The sequence below is a fragment of the Thiocystis violacea genome, from assembly GCF_016583575.1.
Taxonomy (GTDB): Bacteria; Pseudomonadota; Gammaproteobacteria; order Chromatiales; family Chromatiaceae; genus Thiocystis; species Thiocystis violacea.
In genome coordinates, this window is the sequence record NZ_NRRG01000002.1 from 69,223 (window position 1) to 85,978 (window position 16,756).

Consider the following 16,756-nt stretch of genomic DNA (forward strand, 5'->3'; position numbering starts at 1 on the left):
TTGCGGACGATGTTCGCCAACGTCGCCCTTTTCATTCAACAATCAGAACGACACGACATCAACATGAAGCTGCTTGTCCTCGGACTCAACCATAAGACCGCCCCGATCGATATCCGCGAACGACTGGCCTTTGGTCCGGACATCATGGCCGGTGCGTTGCGTGACCTGACCAAGTGCGACGGCGTTCTCGAAGGGGTCATCCTCTCCACCTGCAACCGCACCGAACTCTACGGCGCCGTCCAGGACGGCGCGGAGGAGAGGATCCGCCACTGGCTGAGCGGCTTCCACGGCATCGAGCACGAACGGGTCAACCCCTTTCTCTACGCGCACGCCGACCGCGATGCCGTCGTTCACCTGCTGCGCGTCTCCAGCGGTCTGGACTCGCTGGTGCTCGGCGAGCCCCAGATCCTCGGTCAGGTCAAGACCGCCTACCAGACCTCGACCGACTGCGCCGCGACCGGCAAGCTGCTGGGGCGACTCTTCCAGCATGCCTTCTCGGTCGCCAAGACGGTGCGCACCGAGACGGCGATCGGCAGCAGCCCGGTCTCGGTGGCCTTCGCCGCCGTCAATCTGGCGCGCCAGATCTTCAGCGACCTATCCCAGCAGACCGCGCTCCTGATCGGCGCCGGCGAGACCATCGAGCTGGCGGCCCGTCACCTGCACCATAACGGCGTCGGGCGCATCATCGTCGCCAACCGCACCGTCGAGCGTGCGCACGACCTCGCCGCCCAGTTCGACGGCTTCGCCATCTCGCTCACCGAGATCGCCAATCACCTGCCCGAGGCCGATATCGTCATCGCCTCCACCGCCAGTCCATTGCCGGTGCTCGGCAAGGGCACGGTGGAACGCGCGCTCAAGAAGCGCAAGCACCGCCCCATCTTCATGGTCGACATCGCGGTTCCGCGCGACATCGAGCCCGAGGTCGGCGAGCTGAGCGACGTCTATCTCTACACCATCGACGATCTCCAGGGCGTCATCGACGAGGGGCTGCGCTCCCGTCAGGCCGCCGCCGAGCAGGCCGAGGAAATCATCACCTTCCACTCCGGCGAGTTCATGGCCTGGCTGCGTTCGCTAGACGCCGCCGGACTCATCCAGGATTATCGCCAGCGTGCCGAGGAGTTGCGCGACGAGGTGCTGTCGCGCGCCAAGCGCCAGCTCGACGCCGGCAAGCCCCCGGCCGAGGTTCTGAGCTTCCTCGCCCACACCCTGACCAACAAGCTGCTGCACGCGCCCAGCTCGCGACTGCGGCAAGCCGCGCGCGAAGGCGATGCCAGCATCCTTGAGGCCGCCAACGAGCTGTTCCAACTCGACCAGACCCGAATCCAAGCCGACAACCCATGACCCCATCCATTCGCGGCAAGCTTGAGCGCATCGCCGAGCGCTTCGGCGAGGTCATGGCCCTGATGGCCGAGCAGGAGATCCATTCCGACCAGAACCGCTTCCGCGATCTCGGGCGCGAATACGCCCAGCTCGAACCGCTCATGCATTGTTACGAGCGGTATCTGACGGCCGAGCGCGACGTGGCGGCGGCCGAGGAGATGCTTGGCGACCCCGAGATGGCCGCCCTGGCCAAGGACGAGGTCACCGCCGCGCAGGCGCGACAACAGGCCCTTGAGCCGGAACTGCAACGCCTGCTGGTACCGCCCGATCCCAGCGACCAGCTCAACGTCTTTCTGGAGGTCCGGGCCGGAACCGGAGGCGCGGAGGCCGCCCTGTTCGCGGCCGATCTGGTGCGCATGTACATCCGTTACGCGGAGATCATCGGCTGGCGCACCGAGCCCGTCTCGGAGAGTGCCGGTGAGCTGGGCGGCTACAAGGAGGTCGTGATCCGCGTCACCGGCGCCGGGGTCTACTCGCGACTGAAATTCGAGCCCGGCGCCCATCGCGTCCAGCGCGTTCCGGAGACCGAGTCGCAGGGCCGCGTCCATACCTCGGCCTGCACCGTCGCGGTACTCCCGGAGGTCGAGTCGATCGACGCCATCGACATCAATCCCAACGATCTGCGGATCGACACCTACCGCGCCTCGGGCGCCGGCGGACAGCACATCAACAAGACCGACTCGGCGATCCGCATCACGCACATACCCTCTGGAATCGTCGTGGAGTGCCAGGAGGAGCGCTCGCAGCACAAAAACCGCTCCCGCGCCATGTCGCTGCTGCATGCCAAGCTGCTGGCCGGGGCGCGGGAGACCCAGGCGTCCGAGCAATCGGAGTCGCGCAAGCTCCAGGTCGGTAGCGGGGACCGCTCCGAGCGCATCCGCACCTACAACTTCCCCCAGAATCGGCTCACCGATCACCGCATCAACCTAACGCTCTACAAGCTCGACGAGATCATGACCGGGCAGCTCGATCAGGTCATCGAACCGCTGCTGGCCGAATATCGCGGCGAACAGCTCGCGGCCATGCTGAACGGCTGATGCCGGAGCGGGAATCCCGGCGAGAACGCACCGTCGGCGACCTGCTTCGCTCCGCCACCACCCACCTGGCGGAGCGACCGGAAAGCACGCCCAGGTTTGAGGCCGAACTACTGCTGAGCCAAGCCACCGGTCTTTCACGCTCGCACCTGTTCGCCTGGCCGGAACGGCTGGTCGGTTCCGCCGAAGGCGCCGCCTTCGACGCACTCCTCGCCCGTCGCCTGGACGGCGAGCCCATGGCCTATATTCAAGGCCGGCAAGCCTTCTGGACCCTGGACCTGAAGGTCTCCAGCGCCACGCTCATCCCACGCCCGGAGACCGAGCTACTTGTCGAGATCGCGCTAGAACGGCTCGCGCCCGCCGCGCCCCTGGCGGTCGCCGACCTCGGCACCGGCTCTGGCGCCATTGCGGCGGTGCTGGCCAGCGAGCGTCCCAACTGGCGACTCATCGCCACCGATCGCTCGGCGGCGGCCCTGGCCATCGCCAGGGAGAATTTCCGGACACTGGACCTGGACCGGATCGCGGTCCTTCAAGGCACCTGGCTCGATGCCTTCGCCGACGGCCGCCTGGACGCCATCGTCAGCAATCCGCCCTATATCGCCGGGGGCGACCCGCATCTCGCTCGGGGCGATCTGCGTTTCGAGCCGCCCTCGGCGCTCTCGCCCGGAGGCGACGGACTGGACGCGATCCGCGCCATCGCCCGCGAGGCCCGCCGCTGTCTGCGCCCTGGCGGAGTGCTTATCGTCGAGCACGGCTTCGACCAGGGCGCGGCGGTCAGAGTCCTCTTCCGCGAGCGGGGCCTGGGCGATCCGCGAACCTGGAAGGATCTGGCCGGCCAGGAGCGCGTCACACTGGGCGTCGCCACCTGATCCGATCGCGCCGCTCGCCCCCGGAGCCAGGACTCGCCGGCTATCCTCGGCCGTCCGCCGGAGTGGACATCAAGGTCGTCGCCGTCTCGCGAATCCACTCCTCGGTCCTGGTGATCAGCGCCTCGGGACCGGCGTCGCAGTCGATCGGCTCGCCGATCACCAGCCGGATCCGTCCCGGCCGGCGCAGCAGCGAGCGCGCCGGCCAACAGTCGCCAGCGTTGTGAGCGATGGGGAGCACCCGCTTTCCGGCATGACAGGCGAGCTTGGCGCCACCGGCATTGAAGCGCCCGATTCGCCCTGGCGGCTGCCGCGTCCCCTCGGGATAGATGACCACGCTGACGCCCCGATCGAGCCGGCGCTTGCCCTCCCGCAGCAGGGTCTTCATGGCCGACACCGGCCGGCTCCGGTCGATCGCGATCGGCTGAAGCAAGGCCAGCGCCCAGCCGAAAAAGGGAACCCAGAGCAGTTCGCGCTTGAGCACCGTCGCCTGCGGCGAGATCAGCAACTGGAGATAGAAGGTTTCCCACTCGCTCTGATGATTGGACATGACCACCAGGGCCTCGCCGCGCGGCAGGTTCTCCAGTCCGCTCACCTCGATCTCGATCCCGTTCAGACGCCGCAGCAGCCAGAGGCTCGCCCGCGTCCAGAGGTTGACGAAGCGATAGCGTTGCTCGAAGGTCTGAAAGGGCGCCAGGGCGAGACTCAGGAGGCTATGGGCCATACCCATCAGATTGTAGAGGATGAAAAACAACAGGCTCCGCAGCCGGATGCCCAGGGTGGCTTCGCGATGGGTCATCGTGCGTCCCCGCTAGAGATGGATGGATCATGTCGTAAGGGCAAAATTCGGCTTGATTATTTCGGTTCCCGGATTAGCATAAAGAAGCTATGGACATTGACGACGCCGAGCGCATCAAGCACCGCGAAATCGCGTTTCACCGGATTCATCCGAATCCCGACCAGGCGCGAACGGCGGCCCTGTTCCTGATCGAGGTGGATGGCATCCTCAGCGCCGATCCGGCCTCTCCCTTCCTGCTGCGTGTCCGCTACGACGTCCTCAAGACCACGCTGCTGGAGATCGAGGAGGCGTTGAGCGAGTTCGGTCTGCATCTCGACACCAGCCTCTTCAACCGTCTCAGGCGCGCGCTTCATCACTATACCGAAGAGACCCTGCGCGCCAACAGCGGCCTGCCGGAGGACGAAATCAACTCGACCCGTAAACTCTTCGCCAGGCGTTACGAACTGATCGAGCACGGCTGCCGCGACGAACGCCCCGAGCATTGGCGGCGCTATTTGTAGGCGCCAGCCTTGAACCGCCAATGACGGCCGGATCCCCCGTCATCCCGCCATGACCTCCCGCGCGGCGCTCCGCGATACCATGGGCGCCTCCAAGGCTTGAGTCCCCAACGACGATGAACGACCAAGAGCTACTGCGCTACAGCCGACAGATTCTCCTGCCCGGATTCGGCGTCGAGGGACAGGCGCGCCTGAAAGCGGCGCGCGTGCTCATCGTCGGACTGGGTGGACTGGGCTCGCCCGTCGCCATGTATCTGGCGGCGGCGGGCGTCGGTCGGCTGCTGCTCGCCGATTTCGATGCCGTGGATCTGTCCAATCTGCAACGCCAGATTCTTCACACCACGGACCGGATCGGCCTGCCAAAGGCGGACTCGGCGATCAGGGCGCTCAGGGCGCTGAATCCGGAGGTCGAACTCATCGCGATCAAGCCGAGCCTGACCGAGGGACGGCTGCCGGAACTGGTCGGGCAGGTGGATCTGGTGGTCGACGCCAGCGACAACTTCACGACCCGCTTCGCCGTCAACGCCGCCTGTTTCGCGGCGCGCGTCCCGCTGGTGTCCGGGGCGGCCATTCGACTGGAAGGCCAGGTGACGGCCTTTTCGGGACAGCCCGGCGGCCCCTGTTATCGCTGTCTCTACCCGGATGATGGGAGCCAGGAGGAAACCTGCTCGACCACTGGCGTACTGGCACCGCTCGTCGGCATCATCGGCAGCATTCAGGCGACCGAGGCGATCAAGATCCTGAGCGGGCTCGGCACCCCACTGTTCGGACGTCTGCTGCTGCTCGACGCGGCCGGCATGGAATGGCGCCGTCTGCGGCTTCCCGCCGATCCAGCCTGCCCGGTCTGCGGCCTCACGGCCTGAGAGGTTCAACCCGGCCTAGGCTCGACCCGTAGATACTCTGTTCCGATGCCAGTCCTTTTTGCCTCCTGTCCATCAAATTCATGAATGAGTCAGGCCGCTTGTGGAAGGACATAGAAGCGTGGCCCGTCGAACGGCTTTCCGGTCTTGAGCAGGCCATGGATGGCGTGCAGGAGCTGACGCATGACGGCGCAGATGGCCTGGATCTTCTTCAGTCCCCGGTCCTCGATGAGATGACGATAGTATCCCTTCACATGTTCGTCATGGCGCGTCGCGCTCAAGGCCGGCATGGACAGGGCGCCGCGCAGATAGCGGTTGCCGGCCTGGCTCAAGCGCGGCTTTTTATTGACGCTGGTACCCGAGGTGGCGTGACGGGGGTCGAGTCCGGCCATGGCGACCCATTGCTTGGCGCGCCGCTCGGGGGGGAGCACCAGCCACTCGCCCATGAGCTGGATGGCGCTGGTGAGCCGGTCGAAAGCGTCTTGCAACGCCGCCTCGGTGGCGATCAGGGCCAGTGCCGCCGTGCGCAGACGCTCGATGCGCGCGTTGGTCTCGTCGATGGCGAGTTGGACCTCCTCCAGAATCAGAGCGGGGGGGGTGGTGCTCTGCGGCAACGCATGGAGCTGGTTCTTCGCCTGAGTGCGAGCCTCGGTCAGGGCGTTCAAACGCCGCGCATAGGCGCGCAATTCCAGCGCCGCGCGGTCGCGGCGTGGCCAGGGCTCGAACGGCATCCGTTGGGCGGGTAGTGCCTCGACTCGTAGGATGACGACAAAAACGAGCCCACCCGTGGGAGCGGCTTACAGCCGCGAACAACCTCGCGTCGGCGCTTATCGCGGCTAAAAGCCGCTCCCACGAAATCCTATCGATTGGGGCGCCACCCGTTGGGCGAACTCGGCCAACACCGCCGCATCGACGGCATCGCTCTTGGTGCGGGTCATCAGCGCCTCGGCTAAGCGTTTGGCGGCTTTGGGATTGACGACCATCAGGGCCAGACCGCCGGCGTCCAAGGCCAGCACCAGATCCAGGTGATAGGCTCCCGTCGCCTCCAGGCACACGCGCTCCACGCCGGCGTGTGTCAGGCGTGTCAGCAACGCCTGATGCCCGCTCGGGGTGTTGGCGAATTCCTCCGACTTGGTGGTGTTCTCGCCCGTGCGAATTGCGACCGCGAGGGTGTGGTGGGCGACATCAATTCCAGCCACCGTCATCGTTCTGTTCCTCGATTAAGGCCGGCGTTAGACTGTGATCCGGTTCCCCGACCCTGGACCCTCGCCTCCCGACCTTGTGTAGGCAGGCTCACGAGCGACGCTCACGGCCTCGGATACTCTTCGGGATCGGCGAAGAGGGCGGGGAGCCAATCTACGTACAGGCTCAGGGCCTCAGGATGGGACGGCTTCCCCAGATCACTCTCCATAAGTTCCCTTTATCAAAACTCCTTTGTCAATCCGTTGGAACAGAACATACAAGGATGGGTAGAGCGAAGCGAAACCCATCGAACCCCGCGCCGTCTCGGAACCGCGCCACGAAAAACGCCCCCGGTTGCACGGAGGCGTTTTAGTCAAGCCTTGGAGCGGTGGTCGATGGGTTTCACGGCCAGTCGGCGTCGGTGCCAAACTTCAGATTCATAGCGTGGCCGTTCTACCCATCCTACCTGGCTACCTGGCTGGTTCATTCATCCGTGATGCCGAAAGGCGTTGAGCATTCGAAGGTGACAGAGATGGACTTGAGACAGATCGCCGAAGCGTTGAATGTCCCGCGGCCGATCCTGCTGACCGGGCGCCAGGGGAGGCCGGTGTTGACGCTGGTCAAGCCCGCGCCCAAACCGACCGAACCGAAACAGCCGGAGCCGCAAGGCCAATAACATGCCTCAAGCCGCCGCGCGCCACCCAAGCTCGATGTGTACCCCGTCATACGGGAAATGCAGCTTGCCGTCCTCGGTCTTGTCGATCAACCCGATCGAGGCGAGCTGCTGCGTGTCGGCGTGGACCGCGCGCACATCGCGCCCCACCCGGCGCGCCAGCTCACGCACGCCGATCGGCCCCGCTCCAGCCAGCGCCTTGAGGATGGCAAAGCGGTTGCCGGTCAGGGTGTCGAGCAGTTCTTCCTCTGTTTGGAACGAATACCCCGGCGGCTGCGGCTCGTCGCGCTCAACGGCCTGCACAATCCGCGCGCTCCAGTCGGCCTCGCTCTCAACGCGAATCATCAGTGTAGTCATGGGCTCGTCTCCAGGCATGGATGTCACGATGGAAGTCCGCGAGCAGGGTCTTCAGGTCCACGAACACCACCGGCGCCTCGACGCCGTCGACGTGCTTGTGGTCACCCTTGCCGCGCTCGTTGTCGTAGCGCAGCACACACTGATCGTTCGCGATCAGCGCCAGGCGGTACTTGAACCGATGCGCGCATCCCAAGACCGGCTCCGGCAACCGCCAAATCTTGGCCTCCTTGAACAGGCCATCGGCCAGCGGTTGGCGGTTGGCGTTCGTCGATCAAGATCAGGGCCTTCATGTTGCTATCTTAGCAACACTTAACGCTGTTGACGATGGAGCAACATGGTTGACAAGCCGAAGACGCCGGAGTAAATCTAGGCCTGTCGCCCCTCATGGGCGGCCGGGATTCGAACCCCGGAAACCACGGCGCAACCGCGCCCCCATGCGAAACAGGCGCTTTTTTCATGCCTGTCCGCTTCTATGGTGGGCTGTGCGAGGCACCCTCACGGGTGGCCGGTTCCCGTGGCCGGTAGTTCGAACCTCGTACAGTCCGCCACCATCTCCTCGAACTTTGATGCTGGCGGTCTCCAATCTTCACACGGAGACTGTTATGTCTAGCCATGCCCAAGGTGCGTCCGCACCGCTGACCTTCTCGTTCGATCAATCCTTCAACGTCCGTGTCGTTATGCTTGACGGAGATCCGTGGTTTTACGCCATGGATGTCTCCGCAGCGCTGAGCATTGACCCTACGCAAGTACGGAAGCTTGACGAAGACGAGAAGCGCCAAGTCGTTGATTCTTCCACCCTGCATTCAATACAGGGTGGCGAAATCAATAACTTGAGGAACATCATCAACGAGTCCGGTCTTTATACGATGATCCTCCGCTGCCGCGACGCCACCAAGGCGGGGACCATCGCGCACAAGTTCCGCAAGTGGGTCACCAGTGAGGTGCTCCCCAGCATCCGCAAGACCGGCGGCTACCAGCTCCCCGAGATCCCCGCGCCCCTGGAGACGGTCAACAGCGCCGATCTCGGCCGGCTTTCCCACATCGTCTAGCTGATCCGGAGCAACTTCCACATGGAAGGCAGCGCCTCGCATGCCGCCTATGCCCATCTGCGCAAGGAGTTCGGGCTGCAAACCGGCATCGCCAGTTTGCCCACCGCCTACCTGGAGCAGGCGATTCAGATCCTCACCGAACGGCAACGCCTGTCGTTCGCCTTCAAGGGCATCGTGATTGACGCCGGGCGCAAGTTCTTCCGCCAGGTGCTGCGCTCTGGCAAGCCACTGGATGACGCCGAATTCAATGCGCTGTTCGATGCCGAGTTGCAGCGGATGATGGAGAACCATCGCGACTCATTGAAGCTGTTGAACTGATGAACCGGGCCTTTCCCGACTGAGGGATTGAGATAACCACGGCCAGGGACGGCCTTGATGAATGAACGCGGGCCGTCTGCGAGGGCCGCTTGAAGCGAGCGAATAGAGAGAGTCGGATGCTACTGACACTGAATGAAGCCGGGGAATCGCTGCGGGTATCCGGCCGGACCGTGCGCCGCCTGATCGCGAGCGGGCAGATCCGCTCGACGCGCGTCGGTGGATCGGTGCGGGTGAGCCGGGTCGAGCTGGAGCGGCTCATCGCGAGCGGGACAGAGATCGTCGATACTCATGCCGGGGCTGCGGCGTGCGAAACAGGAGATGGTGCATGCCAAAGCGAGAGCAAAAAAAGCAGCAGGATCGAGACGGGGTCTACCAGCGGCTAGACTCGCCGATCTGGTGGGCGAGCTACTCCGACGGACGGGGCGGCACGACTCGCCGCTCTACTGGCGTTTCCGTCGCCGCCGATCCGGAAGGGCTGAGGGCGCGGCAGGTCCGCGCGTCTTGGATCGCTGGCGACCAGGTAGAGCGGACAGGCAGCGGCTCGACATTCGATGATTTGTTGGCCCTGTACCTGGACCAGGTCACGCCGACGAAGCGGTCGCCGGATCGGGACAGGTGGAGCGCGCGGGCGCTCTACCCGGCGTTCACCGGCCGACGCCTGGATGATATCCGCGCGCCAGAGGTCCGCGCCTACATTCAAGGTCGAACCCCGGAGGGGATCGCTCCGGGGACCGTCAACAAGGAGGTCGGGCTGATGAGCGCGGCGATCAACTGGGCAAGGAAAGAGCTGGAGTGGGCGGTCGACAACCCGTGGCAGTCGCGGCGGATGACGGAGCCAGCGGGCCACGACCGGTGGTTGACGCATGATGAGGCGGATCGACTGCTCTCGGCGGCGGCCGACAGGTCCGCTCGGTATCCGTGGCTTGAGGACTTCATCCGGATTGGTCTGAACACAGGCATGAGGCCGGGCGAGATCCTCGGTCTCGAATGGGATCGGGTGAGCTTCGACGGCTCGGTGATCTCATTCGGGATCGGTGATCAGAAGAGCAACCGGCGCGGGCGGATCCCCGCCAACGCCGACGCCCGCGCGACGCTCCAGCGTCGTCGGCAGTATCGCGCGGAGCATTGCCCTGGATCGCCATGGGTGATATGTCGTCGCGACGGGTCACGGATCGCAAGCGTCACGAAAGGTTTCGCGGGGTGCGTCGCGGATGCCGGGCTTGAGGATGTCCATCCGCACGATCTGCGCCGGACGTGCGGCTCGTGGCTGACTCAGGCCGGCGTCGGAATCGAGCGAGTCTCAGCGATTCTGCGGCATGCGGACGTAGCGCGATCACGGCTCGGGTCTACGCTCATCTGCGTCCTTCTGACCTGGCGGATGCGGTCGAGATCCTGGAGCAGTCTTCACGCAACTCTTCACGCCAGAGACAAGAGCGATTCGCCGGCAAGAAAAAGCCGCTCAGAAGCGGCTGATTTATATCGGGAAATTTGGTCGGGGTGACAGGATTCGAACCTGCGACTTCTGCCTCCCGAAGACAGCGCTCTACCAAGCTGAGCTACACCCCGTGAAAATCGCGATCCTCAGTGCGTGCGGCTGACGGCGAAATCGGCCAGCATGGCAAGGGATTCGGTCGCCGCAGACGACGGTAAGGCTTGCATGGCCTCCTTTGCCCGTGTCGCGTAGGACTGCGCGAGCTGCGTAGTATAGGCAATCGCATCCGTGGAGGCAATGGCCGCCGTCACGACGTCGATCCGGTCACGGCCGCCGTGCTCGATGGCGTCGCGCAGCAGCGCGCGCTGTTCCGCCGTGCCGACGGCCATGGCGCGAATCACGGGCAGGGTGGGCTTGCCCTCGTCCAGGTCGTCGCCGACGTTCTTGCCCAGTTCGGCGTTGTCGATGCTGTAGTCGAGCGCGTCGTCGATCAGTTGGAAGGCGATTCCGAGGCAGAGGCCGTATTCCCTGGCGGCCTCCTCGACTTCCGGTGGGGACTCGGCCAGCACGGCTCCCAGTCGGACCGCCGCCTCGAACAGGGTCGCCGTCTTGCGGGTGATGACCTCCATGTAGCGCCGCTCGTCGGTATCGGGATCGCGCTCGTTGAGAAGCTGCAAGACCTCTCCCTCGGCAATCCGGTTGGTCGCGTGCGCCAGCACCTCCATCACGCGCATGCTGCCGACGTCGACCATCATCTCGAAGGCGCGCGAATAGAGGAAATCGCCGACCAGTACGCTGGCGTCGTTACCCCAGACGACATTCGCGGTTTCGCGATTGCGGCGCAGCTCGGAGCCATCGACCACGTCGTCGTGCAGCAGGGTAGAGGTGTGGATGAATTCCACCACCGCGGCGAGGTCGATGTGACGCTCGCCGCTGTAGCCGCAGGCGCGCGCGGCGAGCAGCACGGAGAGCGGGCGCAGCCGCTTGCCGCCGCTGTTGACGATGTAGTGCCCGATCTGGTTGATCAGTACCACGTCGGACTGGAGACGGCGCAGGATCAAGGCGTCCACGGCCTTCGAATCCTCCGCGACTGGGTATCGAATCCTGGAGAGGTCCATGCGTATGTCTGGGGTCTACCGATAGTGGCCGCGGATGCTAGGTTTGGGGGCGGATGACTGTCAAGCCAGGCTCCCCCGAGGTTTCAGGTCTCCAAGATTACGCAATTTGGCGGTTCTGGTCGACTCTTGCGGTGCATTGGGCCAGGTCTATCGTCCGGGTGGTGGGCGAGAGGCGCCGGAAGAGGTCGATCGGGAAGGTCGGGGGCGAGGCGCCGCGCGTCCGGGGAGTGGCCGACGCGCGGCGCGCCCGGATTCGGCGTTGACCTTACCTGGATTTCCTGATTAAATTCCGCTTCTTTGTTCCGGCGCGGAGCGTCGGCCATTCCGAACACTCCTGGGGATCTTCAGAACATGTACGCGGTCATTTTAACCGGTGGAAAGCAATACCGGGTTTCCGAAGGTGACACTGTCAAGGTCGAGAAGCTTGCCGCCGAACAGGGGGCGAGCATCGATATCGATCAGGTCTTGATGGTGGCCGATGGCGACGACATCAAAGTCGGGAAGCCCTATCTCGCCGGTGGCAGAGTCACCGCGACGGTCGAGGCCCATGGCCGCGCCAAGAAGGTCAAGATCGTCAAGTTCCGTCGGCGCAAGCATTATCTGAAGCGTCAGGGCCACCGTCAGTGGTTCACGGCCCTCAAGATCACCAGCATCAGCGCCGGTTGAGGAGTAGAGACCCATGGCACATAAAAAAGCAGGCGGCAGTTCGCGCAACGGCCGCGATTCTGAATCCAAGCGACTTGGCGTCAAGATCTTCGGCGGTCAGAAAGTGACGGCCGGCAGCATCATCGTGCGTCAGCGCGGAACCAGGTTCCACAACGGCGTCAATGTTGGCCTGGGTCGCGACCACACGCTCTTCGCGCTCGCCGATGGCGTCGTGAAATTCGTGGTCAAGGGTCCGAAGAATCGCAAATTCGTCACTATCGATAACGCCTGATCCCGCCCTTGGCGGTGATCGGCTGCTGTTCGCGCAAGGCGTGAAGCCTCGTCCCTTGGGCGGGGCTTTTTCGTTTGGGCGAGACGCTCCCCACCGGATCGAAACTATCGCATGAAATTCGTCGACGAGGCATCCATTCGGGTCGAGGCCGGTAATGGCGGGCGCGGTTGCGTCAGCTTCCGACGCGAGAAGTACATCCCCAAGGGTGGACCGGACGGCGGCGATGGCGGCAATGGCGGCAGCATCTATCTGCTGGCCGACAATAACATCAACACCCTGGTCGATTTCCGCTACAAGCGCCGGCATCGCGCCGAGAGCGGTCAAAGCGGCCGGGGCCGGCAGATGACCGGGCGCGGCGGCGAGGATCTGACCATTCTGGTTCCGGTGGGCACGCGGGTGTTCGACAAGGAAACGGAGGAGCTGATCGGGGAGCTGCTGGAATCGGGACAGCGTCTGCTGGTCGCGCAGGGCGGCTTCCACGGCATCGGTAACGCGCGCTACAAGTCCAGCACCAATCGCGCGCCACGCCAATTCACGCCGGGGACGCCGGGCGAGCAGCGCGATCTCTTTCTGGAACTCATCCTGCTGGCGGATATCGGTCTGCTCGGCTTCCCCAACGCGGGCAAGTCGTCCCTGATCCGCAAGGTCTCCAGCGCGCGACCCAAGGTCGCCGACTATCCCTTTACCACCCTCTACCCGAATCTGGGCGTGGTCCGGGTTGGCGAGCATCGCAGCTTCGTGATCGCCGACATTCCGGGCGTCATCGAGGGCGCGGCGGAGGGGGCCGGCTTGGGGATCCATTTCCTCAAGCATCTGTCGCGGACGCGACTGCTGCTGCATCTGGTGGACATCGCGCCCCTGGACGCGAGCGAGGATCCGGCCGATCAGGTGCGCAAGATCGAGGCCGAGATGGACGCCTTTGGCGCCGATCTCATGGGTAAGGAGCGCTGGCTGGTCCTGAACAAGACGGATCTGATCGATCCCGAGGACTACGCGGAGCGTCGCGCGGCCCTGATCGAGGCGCTCGACTGGCAAGCCCCGATTTACGGGATCTCGGCCCTGAACGGGGAGGGCACCCTGGACCTGATCAATGATCTGATGCGCCGGCTGGAAGCCTTGAAGGCCGAAACGAGCGCCGCGCTTCCGGAGGTCGTCTCCTCCGAGTCGCCAGCGAGCGATCCGGATGACACGGCCGCGCCCGACACGGGCGCCTGGCACCCGCTGGATTGATCTTCTTTTTGTTACAAACCTGAAATGATTTCGCGAGATCGGATTCCCGGTACCCGTCGTTGGGTCGTCAAGATCGGCAGCGCGCTTCTGACCCGCGATGGTCAGGGGCTGGAGCGGGGTCTGCTGGCTCCCTGGGTCGAACAGATGAGCGCGCGCCGCTTGGCCGGCAACGAGGTGGTGCTGGTGTCCTCCGGCGCGGTCGCGGAAGGCATGGCGCGCATGGGCTGGCACCGTCGGCCCAAGGCGCTGCACGAGCTTCAGGCGGCCGCGGCGATCGGGCAGATGGGCCTGGTGCGCGCCTATGAGGATGGCTTCCAGACGCATGGTCTGCACACCGCGCAGGTTCTGCTGACGCGCGACGATCTCGCCGATCGCGCGCGCTATCTCAATGCCCGCAGCACCTTGCGCACGCTTCTCAAGCTGGGCGTGATTCCGGTCATCAATGAGAACGACACGGTCGCGACCGATGAACTGCGTTTCGGCGACAACGACACGCTGGCGGCGCTGGTCGCCAATCTGATCGAGGCCGATCTGCTGATCCTGCTGACCGATCAGGACGGGATCTTCGAGGAGGATCCGCGCGCCAATCCGGATGCCCGTCTGATCCTGGAGACCTGGGTCGACGACCCCCAGCTCGATCTGGTCGCTGGCGGTAGCGTGACCGGACTTGGCACCGGCGGCATGGTGACCAAGGTGCGGGCCGCGCGGCTGGCGGCGCGCTCCGGGACGCCAACCATCATCGCGCCGGGTCGTGGGGAGCGGGTGTTGAGCCGGATCGGCGCCGGCGAGCCGGTCGGAACCCTCCTGATTCCCTTTCAAGGTCCACAGGCGGCGCGCAAGCAATGGCTCGCCGGTCATCTACAGGCGCGTGGGCGGCTGGTGCTGGACGCGGGCGCGGTCAAGGCGCTGCGCGAGAAGGGGACCAGCCTGCTGGCGGTCGGCGTGAAGGCGGTGCAAGGCCGCTTCAATCGCGGCGAGGTGGTGATCTGCGTCGACGAGGCCGGGAGCGAGGTCGCCCGCGGCCTAGTCAACTATGACACCGAGGAGGCCGCGCGCATCCAGGGTCGGTCATCGTCCAGCTTCGAGTCCATTCTGGGCTATCTGGACGACGAGGAGCTCATCCATCGCGACAATCTCGTCTTGATCTGAGGCCGATCGATCCTCGGACTCCCGGCCCGAGCCGTCTCTCGGGCCGGACGGGGCATTCGCCCATAGGCGCCAACTTAAGCAACTATTTGATTTAATAGGGTATTCAGGAGTGCTATGACGGCGACCGGGAGGGTTTGCAAGCGGCGGCGGCGCGGGCGTTCCGCGATGACCTCCAGGCACGCCGCCCAGCGATCCGGGCGCCAGCGGTGGACTTCGAGAATCCAGGCATCGACCTGGCGGCGGGCGAGCGCCACCAGGCGCCAGGGGGTGACCCGGCGGGGTTGGTCCAGACGGTCCCAATCCAACGGACTCTGGCGCTGAATGTGTCGTTCGATCACCAACGCATACAGCCACTTGCCGAGAATCCAGACGGAGCCCAACACACTGTTCCGCTGGGTGCGTAAGTGGTCCAGGTCGAGTAGACTTTTCAGCCGCTTGAACATCAACTCCACTTGCCAGCGGCAACGATAAAATGCCAATACGGCGGGACCATCCACGGCCTCCGGCGGCACGGCGGTGAACACCATCATCCAGCCCGTCAGGAAGAGGGTCGCCGCGCTCGGCGTCCAGCCCTTGCGCTTGGCGACCTTGCGGCAGCGCTGATGCGCCGCGGCGGCAGCGGCCGGTGGCAAGCGCACGGCGTGTAGCCAGCCCGGTCCGCTCGTCTGCTGGGCGCGCAGCCACACGGGCACCGTCACCGGGTAGGGCTCTAGACATGGCGCCTACACGGAGCGCCCAAAATCATATCGATTGATAAAAAATCCGATGACAATATAGCCATCGTATTAATCATCCAGACGTTTACTGGACAAAAAATGGATCTCTAACGAAGCATTGATTTTAGCCGATAATCCACGTCTGAAGCACTACCCGAATCCGCACGCCGAAATCCTCCCGGAGGAGGCGCCAGCGGGGCCTGTCTCATGAGACGACCGCCGGCCTCGATTCACGCTAGGGCATAGTCCAGCACTAGCCCGAGAAAGACCGCCAGGCCGAGATAGTTGTTGTTCAGGAACGCCTGAAAGCAGCCTGACGGGTCTCGATTGCGGATCAGGTACTGTTGATAGACCGCGAACGCGGCGGCGACGGCCAGGCCCGCGTCATAGACGGGACCACGCCCCGTCTCTTGCCCGATCCAGAGCAAGAGCCCAAGCATGACCAACTGCAAGCCACCCACGATCGCCCGATCCCAGCGTCCGAACAGGATCGCCGTCGACTTGATGCCGATCCCGAGGTCATCCTCGCGGTCGACCATGGCGTACTGGGTGTCGTAGATCAGCGCCCAGATCAGGGTCGCGATGAAGAGCACCCAGGCATGACCGGGAATCGAGCTGGTGACGGCCATGAAGGCCATGGGGATGGCCCAGCCGAAGGCGGCCCCGAGAAAGAGCTGCGGAACATGGGTGAAGCGCTTCATGAAGGGATAGATCAGGGTCAGCAGCAGGGCCACCACGGAGAGCGCCACCGTCGACCAGTTCAACTGGAGCACCAGTCCGAAGGCCATGAGGCTGAGCACCAGGAAGACGCCCACCGCCTCCGCGGGCCTGACCTGCCCGGTCGCCAGTGGACGCTGATTGGTCCGGGCCACATGGCCATCGAAATCGCGGTCGGCGTAATCGTTGATCGCGCAGCCGGCCGAACGCATCAAGACCACGCCAAGCACGAAGATGAGCACCACCCGCCAGGGCGGCTGACCCTCGCCCGCCAGCCAGAGCGCCCACAACGCCGGCCACATCAGCAGGAAGATGCCGATGGGGCGATGCAACCTCACCAGCAGGTAATAGTGGAACAGGCGATCACGCCAGGTCGCTGGCGGCGGATAGGAGACTTTCAGCTCGGGCAGGCTCATGTCGCGGGTCTGACTCGGATGGACGG

General features: G+C 64.5%; 22 protein-coding genes and 1 tRNA gene. 14 read left to right on the top strand and 9 right to left on the bottom strand.

Annotated features, from left to right (window positions below; all coding sequences use genetic code 11):
• Positions 1 to 63 precede the first annotated feature (63 nt).
• The 3 genes from hemA to prmC are packed head-to-tail and all read left to right on the top strand — an operon-like array spanning position 64 to position 3,283.
• Entirely contained in the window at positions 64 to 1,341 is a 1,278-nt protein-coding gene (hemA, locus tag CKO27_RS01540) for a glutamyl-tRNA reductase (protein WP_200373076.1), read from the top strand.
• On the top strand, positions 1,338 to 2,417 hold the full coding sequence (prfA, locus tag CKO27_RS01545; protein ID WP_200373078.1) for a peptide chain release factor 1: 1,080 nt from the start codon (positions 1,338 to 1,340) through the stop codon (positions 2,415 to 2,417). The genes hemA and prfA overlap by 4 nt, the downstream gene beginning before the upstream one ends.
• Positions 2,417 to 3,283, top strand: a complete 867-nt coding sequence (gene prmC / locus CKO27_RS01550; protein ID WP_200373080.1) for a peptide chain release factor N(5)-glutamine methyltransferase — start codon at positions 2,417 to 2,419, stop codon at positions 3,281 to 3,283. Before prfA ends, prmC begins: the two co-directional genes overlap by 1 nt.
• A gap of 40 nt (positions 3,284 to 3,323) precedes the next feature.
• On the opposite strand, the gene CKO27_RS01555 is transcribed toward prmC, so the two are convergent.
• Positions 3,324 to 4,079 carry a lysophospholipid acyltransferase family protein gene (locus tag CKO27_RS01555; RefSeq protein ID WP_200373082.1) on the bottom strand — a complete coding sequence of 252 codons (756 nt, stop codon included), beginning with the start codon at positions 4,077 to 4,079 and terminating at the stop codon, positions 3,324 to 3,326.
• A gap of 89 nt (positions 4,080 to 4,168) precedes the next feature.
• Here CKO27_RS01555 and CKO27_RS01560 point away from each other — a divergent pair, with 89 nt between their 5' ends.
• Both CKO27_RS01560 and CKO27_RS01565 read left to right on the top strand, forming a co-directional pair.
• On the top strand, positions 4,169 to 4,579 hold the full coding sequence (locus tag CKO27_RS01560; protein ID WP_200373084.1) for a hypothetical protein: 411 nt from the start codon (positions 4,169 to 4,171) through the stop codon (positions 4,577 to 4,579).
• 113 nt (positions 4,580 to 4,692) lie between these two features.
• A complete protein-coding gene (locus CKO27_RS01565) occupies positions 4,693 to 5,439 on the top strand; it encodes a HesA/MoeB/ThiF family protein (RefSeq protein ID WP_200373086.1) in 747 nt (248 codons plus the stop codon).
• Positions 5,440 to 5,528: 89 nt separating this feature from the next.
• On the opposite strand, the gene CKO27_RS01570 is transcribed toward CKO27_RS01565, so the two are convergent.
• Positions 5,529 to 6,167 carry a transposase gene (locus tag CKO27_RS01570; RefSeq protein ID WP_200373088.1) on the bottom strand — a complete coding sequence of 213 codons (639 nt, stop codon included), beginning with the start codon at positions 6,165 to 6,167 and terminating at the stop codon, positions 5,529 to 5,531.
• A gap of 105 nt (positions 6,168 to 6,272) precedes the next feature.
• Positions 6,273 to 6,641 carry an IS110 family transposase gene (locus tag CKO27_RS01575; RefSeq protein ID WP_200373090.1) on the bottom strand — a complete coding sequence of 123 codons (369 nt, stop codon included), beginning with the start codon at positions 6,639 to 6,641 and terminating at the stop codon, positions 6,273 to 6,275.
• A 509-nt stretch (positions 6,642 to 7,150) separates the two neighbouring features.
• On the opposite strand from CKO27_RS01575, the gene CKO27_RS01580 reads away from it, so the two are divergent.
• Complete coding sequence (locus CKO27_RS01580) at positions 7,151 to 7,294, top strand: hypothetical protein (RefSeq protein WP_200373092.1); 144 nt, start codon at positions 7,151 to 7,153, stop codon at positions 7,292 to 7,294.
• A 6-nt stretch (positions 7,295 to 7,300) separates the two neighbouring features.
• On the opposite strand, the gene CKO27_RS01585 is transcribed toward CKO27_RS01580, so the two are convergent.
• Positions 7,301 to 7,648 carry an HVO_A0114 family putative DNA-binding protein gene (locus tag CKO27_RS01585; protein WP_200373094.1) on the bottom strand — a complete coding sequence of 116 codons (348 nt, stop codon included), beginning with the start codon at positions 7,646 to 7,648 and terminating at the stop codon, positions 7,301 to 7,303.
• Positions 7,623 to 7,856: a toxin-antitoxin system TumE family protein gene (locus tag CKO27_RS01590; RefSeq protein ID WP_207280550.1), complete on the bottom strand. Its 234-nt coding sequence runs from the start codon at positions 7,854 to 7,856 to the stop codon at positions 7,623 to 7,625. The genes CKO27_RS01585 and CKO27_RS01590 overlap by 26 nt, the downstream gene beginning before the upstream one ends.
• Before the next feature lie 394 nt (positions 7,857 to 8,250).
• Here CKO27_RS01590 and CKO27_RS01600 point away from each other — a divergent pair, with 394 nt between their 5' ends.
• From CKO27_RS01600 to CKO27_RS01615, 4 genes are all read left to right on the top strand, one after another.
• Positions 8,251 to 8,697 (top strand): BRO-N domain-containing protein, encoded by a 447-nt coding sequence (locus CKO27_RS01600; RefSeq protein ID WP_242470674.1) that lies wholly within the window; start codon positions 8,251 to 8,253, stop codon positions 8,695 to 8,697.
• 21 nt (positions 8,698 to 8,718) lie between these two features.
• Positions 8,719 to 9,015, top strand: a complete 297-nt coding sequence (locus CKO27_RS01605) for a hypothetical protein (RefSeq protein WP_200373098.1) — start codon at positions 8,719 to 8,721, stop codon at positions 9,013 to 9,015.
• A gap of 116 nt (positions 9,016 to 9,131) precedes the next feature.
• The gene (locus CKO27_RS01610) at positions 9,132 to 9,398 is read left to right on the top strand and encodes a helix-turn-helix domain-containing protein (protein WP_200373100.1); all 267 of its coding nucleotides are present in this window, start codon (positions 9,132 to 9,134) and stop codon (positions 9,396 to 9,398) included.
• Positions 9,341 to 10,516, top strand: coding sequence for a tyrosine-type recombinase/integrase (locus CKO27_RS01615; protein ID WP_242470675.1), 1,176 nt, complete (start codon positions 9,341 to 9,343; stop codon positions 10,514 to 10,516). Before CKO27_RS01610 ends, CKO27_RS01615 begins: the two co-directional genes overlap by 58 nt.
• On the opposite strand, the gene CKO27_RS01620 is transcribed toward CKO27_RS01615, so the two are convergent.
• Together CKO27_RS01620 and CKO27_RS01625 are read right to left on the bottom strand one after the other, a co-directional pair.
• A tRNA-Pro gene (locus CKO27_RS01620) sits at positions 10,505 to 10,581 on the bottom strand. The two genes, CKO27_RS01615 and CKO27_RS01620, sit on opposite strands and share 12 nt — an antisense overlap.
• 15 nt (positions 10,582 to 10,596) lie before the next feature.
• Positions 10,597 to 11,565: a polyprenyl synthetase family protein gene (locus CKO27_RS01625; RefSeq protein WP_200373102.1), complete on the bottom strand. Its 969-nt coding sequence runs from the start codon at positions 11,563 to 11,565 to the stop codon at positions 10,597 to 10,599.
• Between the two features lie 351 nt (positions 11,566 to 11,916).
• Between CKO27_RS01625 and rplU the strand changes: the two genes are divergently transcribed.
• The 4 genes from rplU (at position 11,917) to proB (ending at position 14,881) form a co-directional block, all read left to right on the top strand.
• The gene (rplU, locus tag CKO27_RS01630; RefSeq protein WP_200373104.1) at positions 11,917 to 12,231 is read left to right on the top strand and encodes a 50S ribosomal protein L21; all 315 of its coding nucleotides are present in this window, start codon (positions 11,917 to 11,919) and stop codon (positions 12,229 to 12,231) included.
• 13 nt (positions 12,232 to 12,244) lie between these two features.
• On the top strand, positions 12,245 to 12,502 hold the full coding sequence (gene rpmA / locus CKO27_RS01635; protein ID WP_200373106.1) for a 50S ribosomal protein L27: 258 nt from the start codon (positions 12,245 to 12,247) through the stop codon (positions 12,500 to 12,502).
• Between the two features lie 111 nt (positions 12,503 to 12,613).
• Entirely contained in the window at positions 12,614 to 13,732 is a 1,119-nt protein-coding gene (gene cgtA, locus CKO27_RS01640; RefSeq protein WP_200373108.1) for an Obg family GTPase CgtA, read from the top strand.
• 24 nt (positions 13,733 to 13,756) lie between these two features.
• On the top strand, positions 13,757 to 14,881 hold the full coding sequence (gene proB, locus CKO27_RS01645; RefSeq protein ID WP_200373110.1) for a glutamate 5-kinase: 1,125 nt from the start codon (positions 13,757 to 13,759) through the stop codon (positions 14,879 to 14,881).
• A gap of 74 nt (positions 14,882 to 14,955) precedes the next feature.
• Here proB and CKO27_RS01650 read toward each other — a convergent pair whose 3' ends face one another.
• Together CKO27_RS01650 and ubiA are read right to left on the bottom strand one after the other, a co-directional pair.
• Positions 14,956 to 15,579 (bottom strand): transposase, encoded by a 624-nt coding sequence (locus CKO27_RS01650; protein WP_200373112.1) that lies wholly within the window; start codon positions 15,577 to 15,579, stop codon positions 14,956 to 14,958.
• Between the two features lie 248 nt (positions 15,580 to 15,827).
• Positions 15,828 to 16,730 carry a 4-hydroxybenzoate octaprenyltransferase gene (gene ubiA / locus CKO27_RS01655; protein ID WP_200373114.1) on the bottom strand — a complete coding sequence of 301 codons (903 nt, stop codon included), beginning with the start codon at positions 16,728 to 16,730 and terminating at the stop codon, positions 15,828 to 15,830.
• Between the last annotated feature and the right edge of the window lie 26 nt (positions 16,731 to 16,756).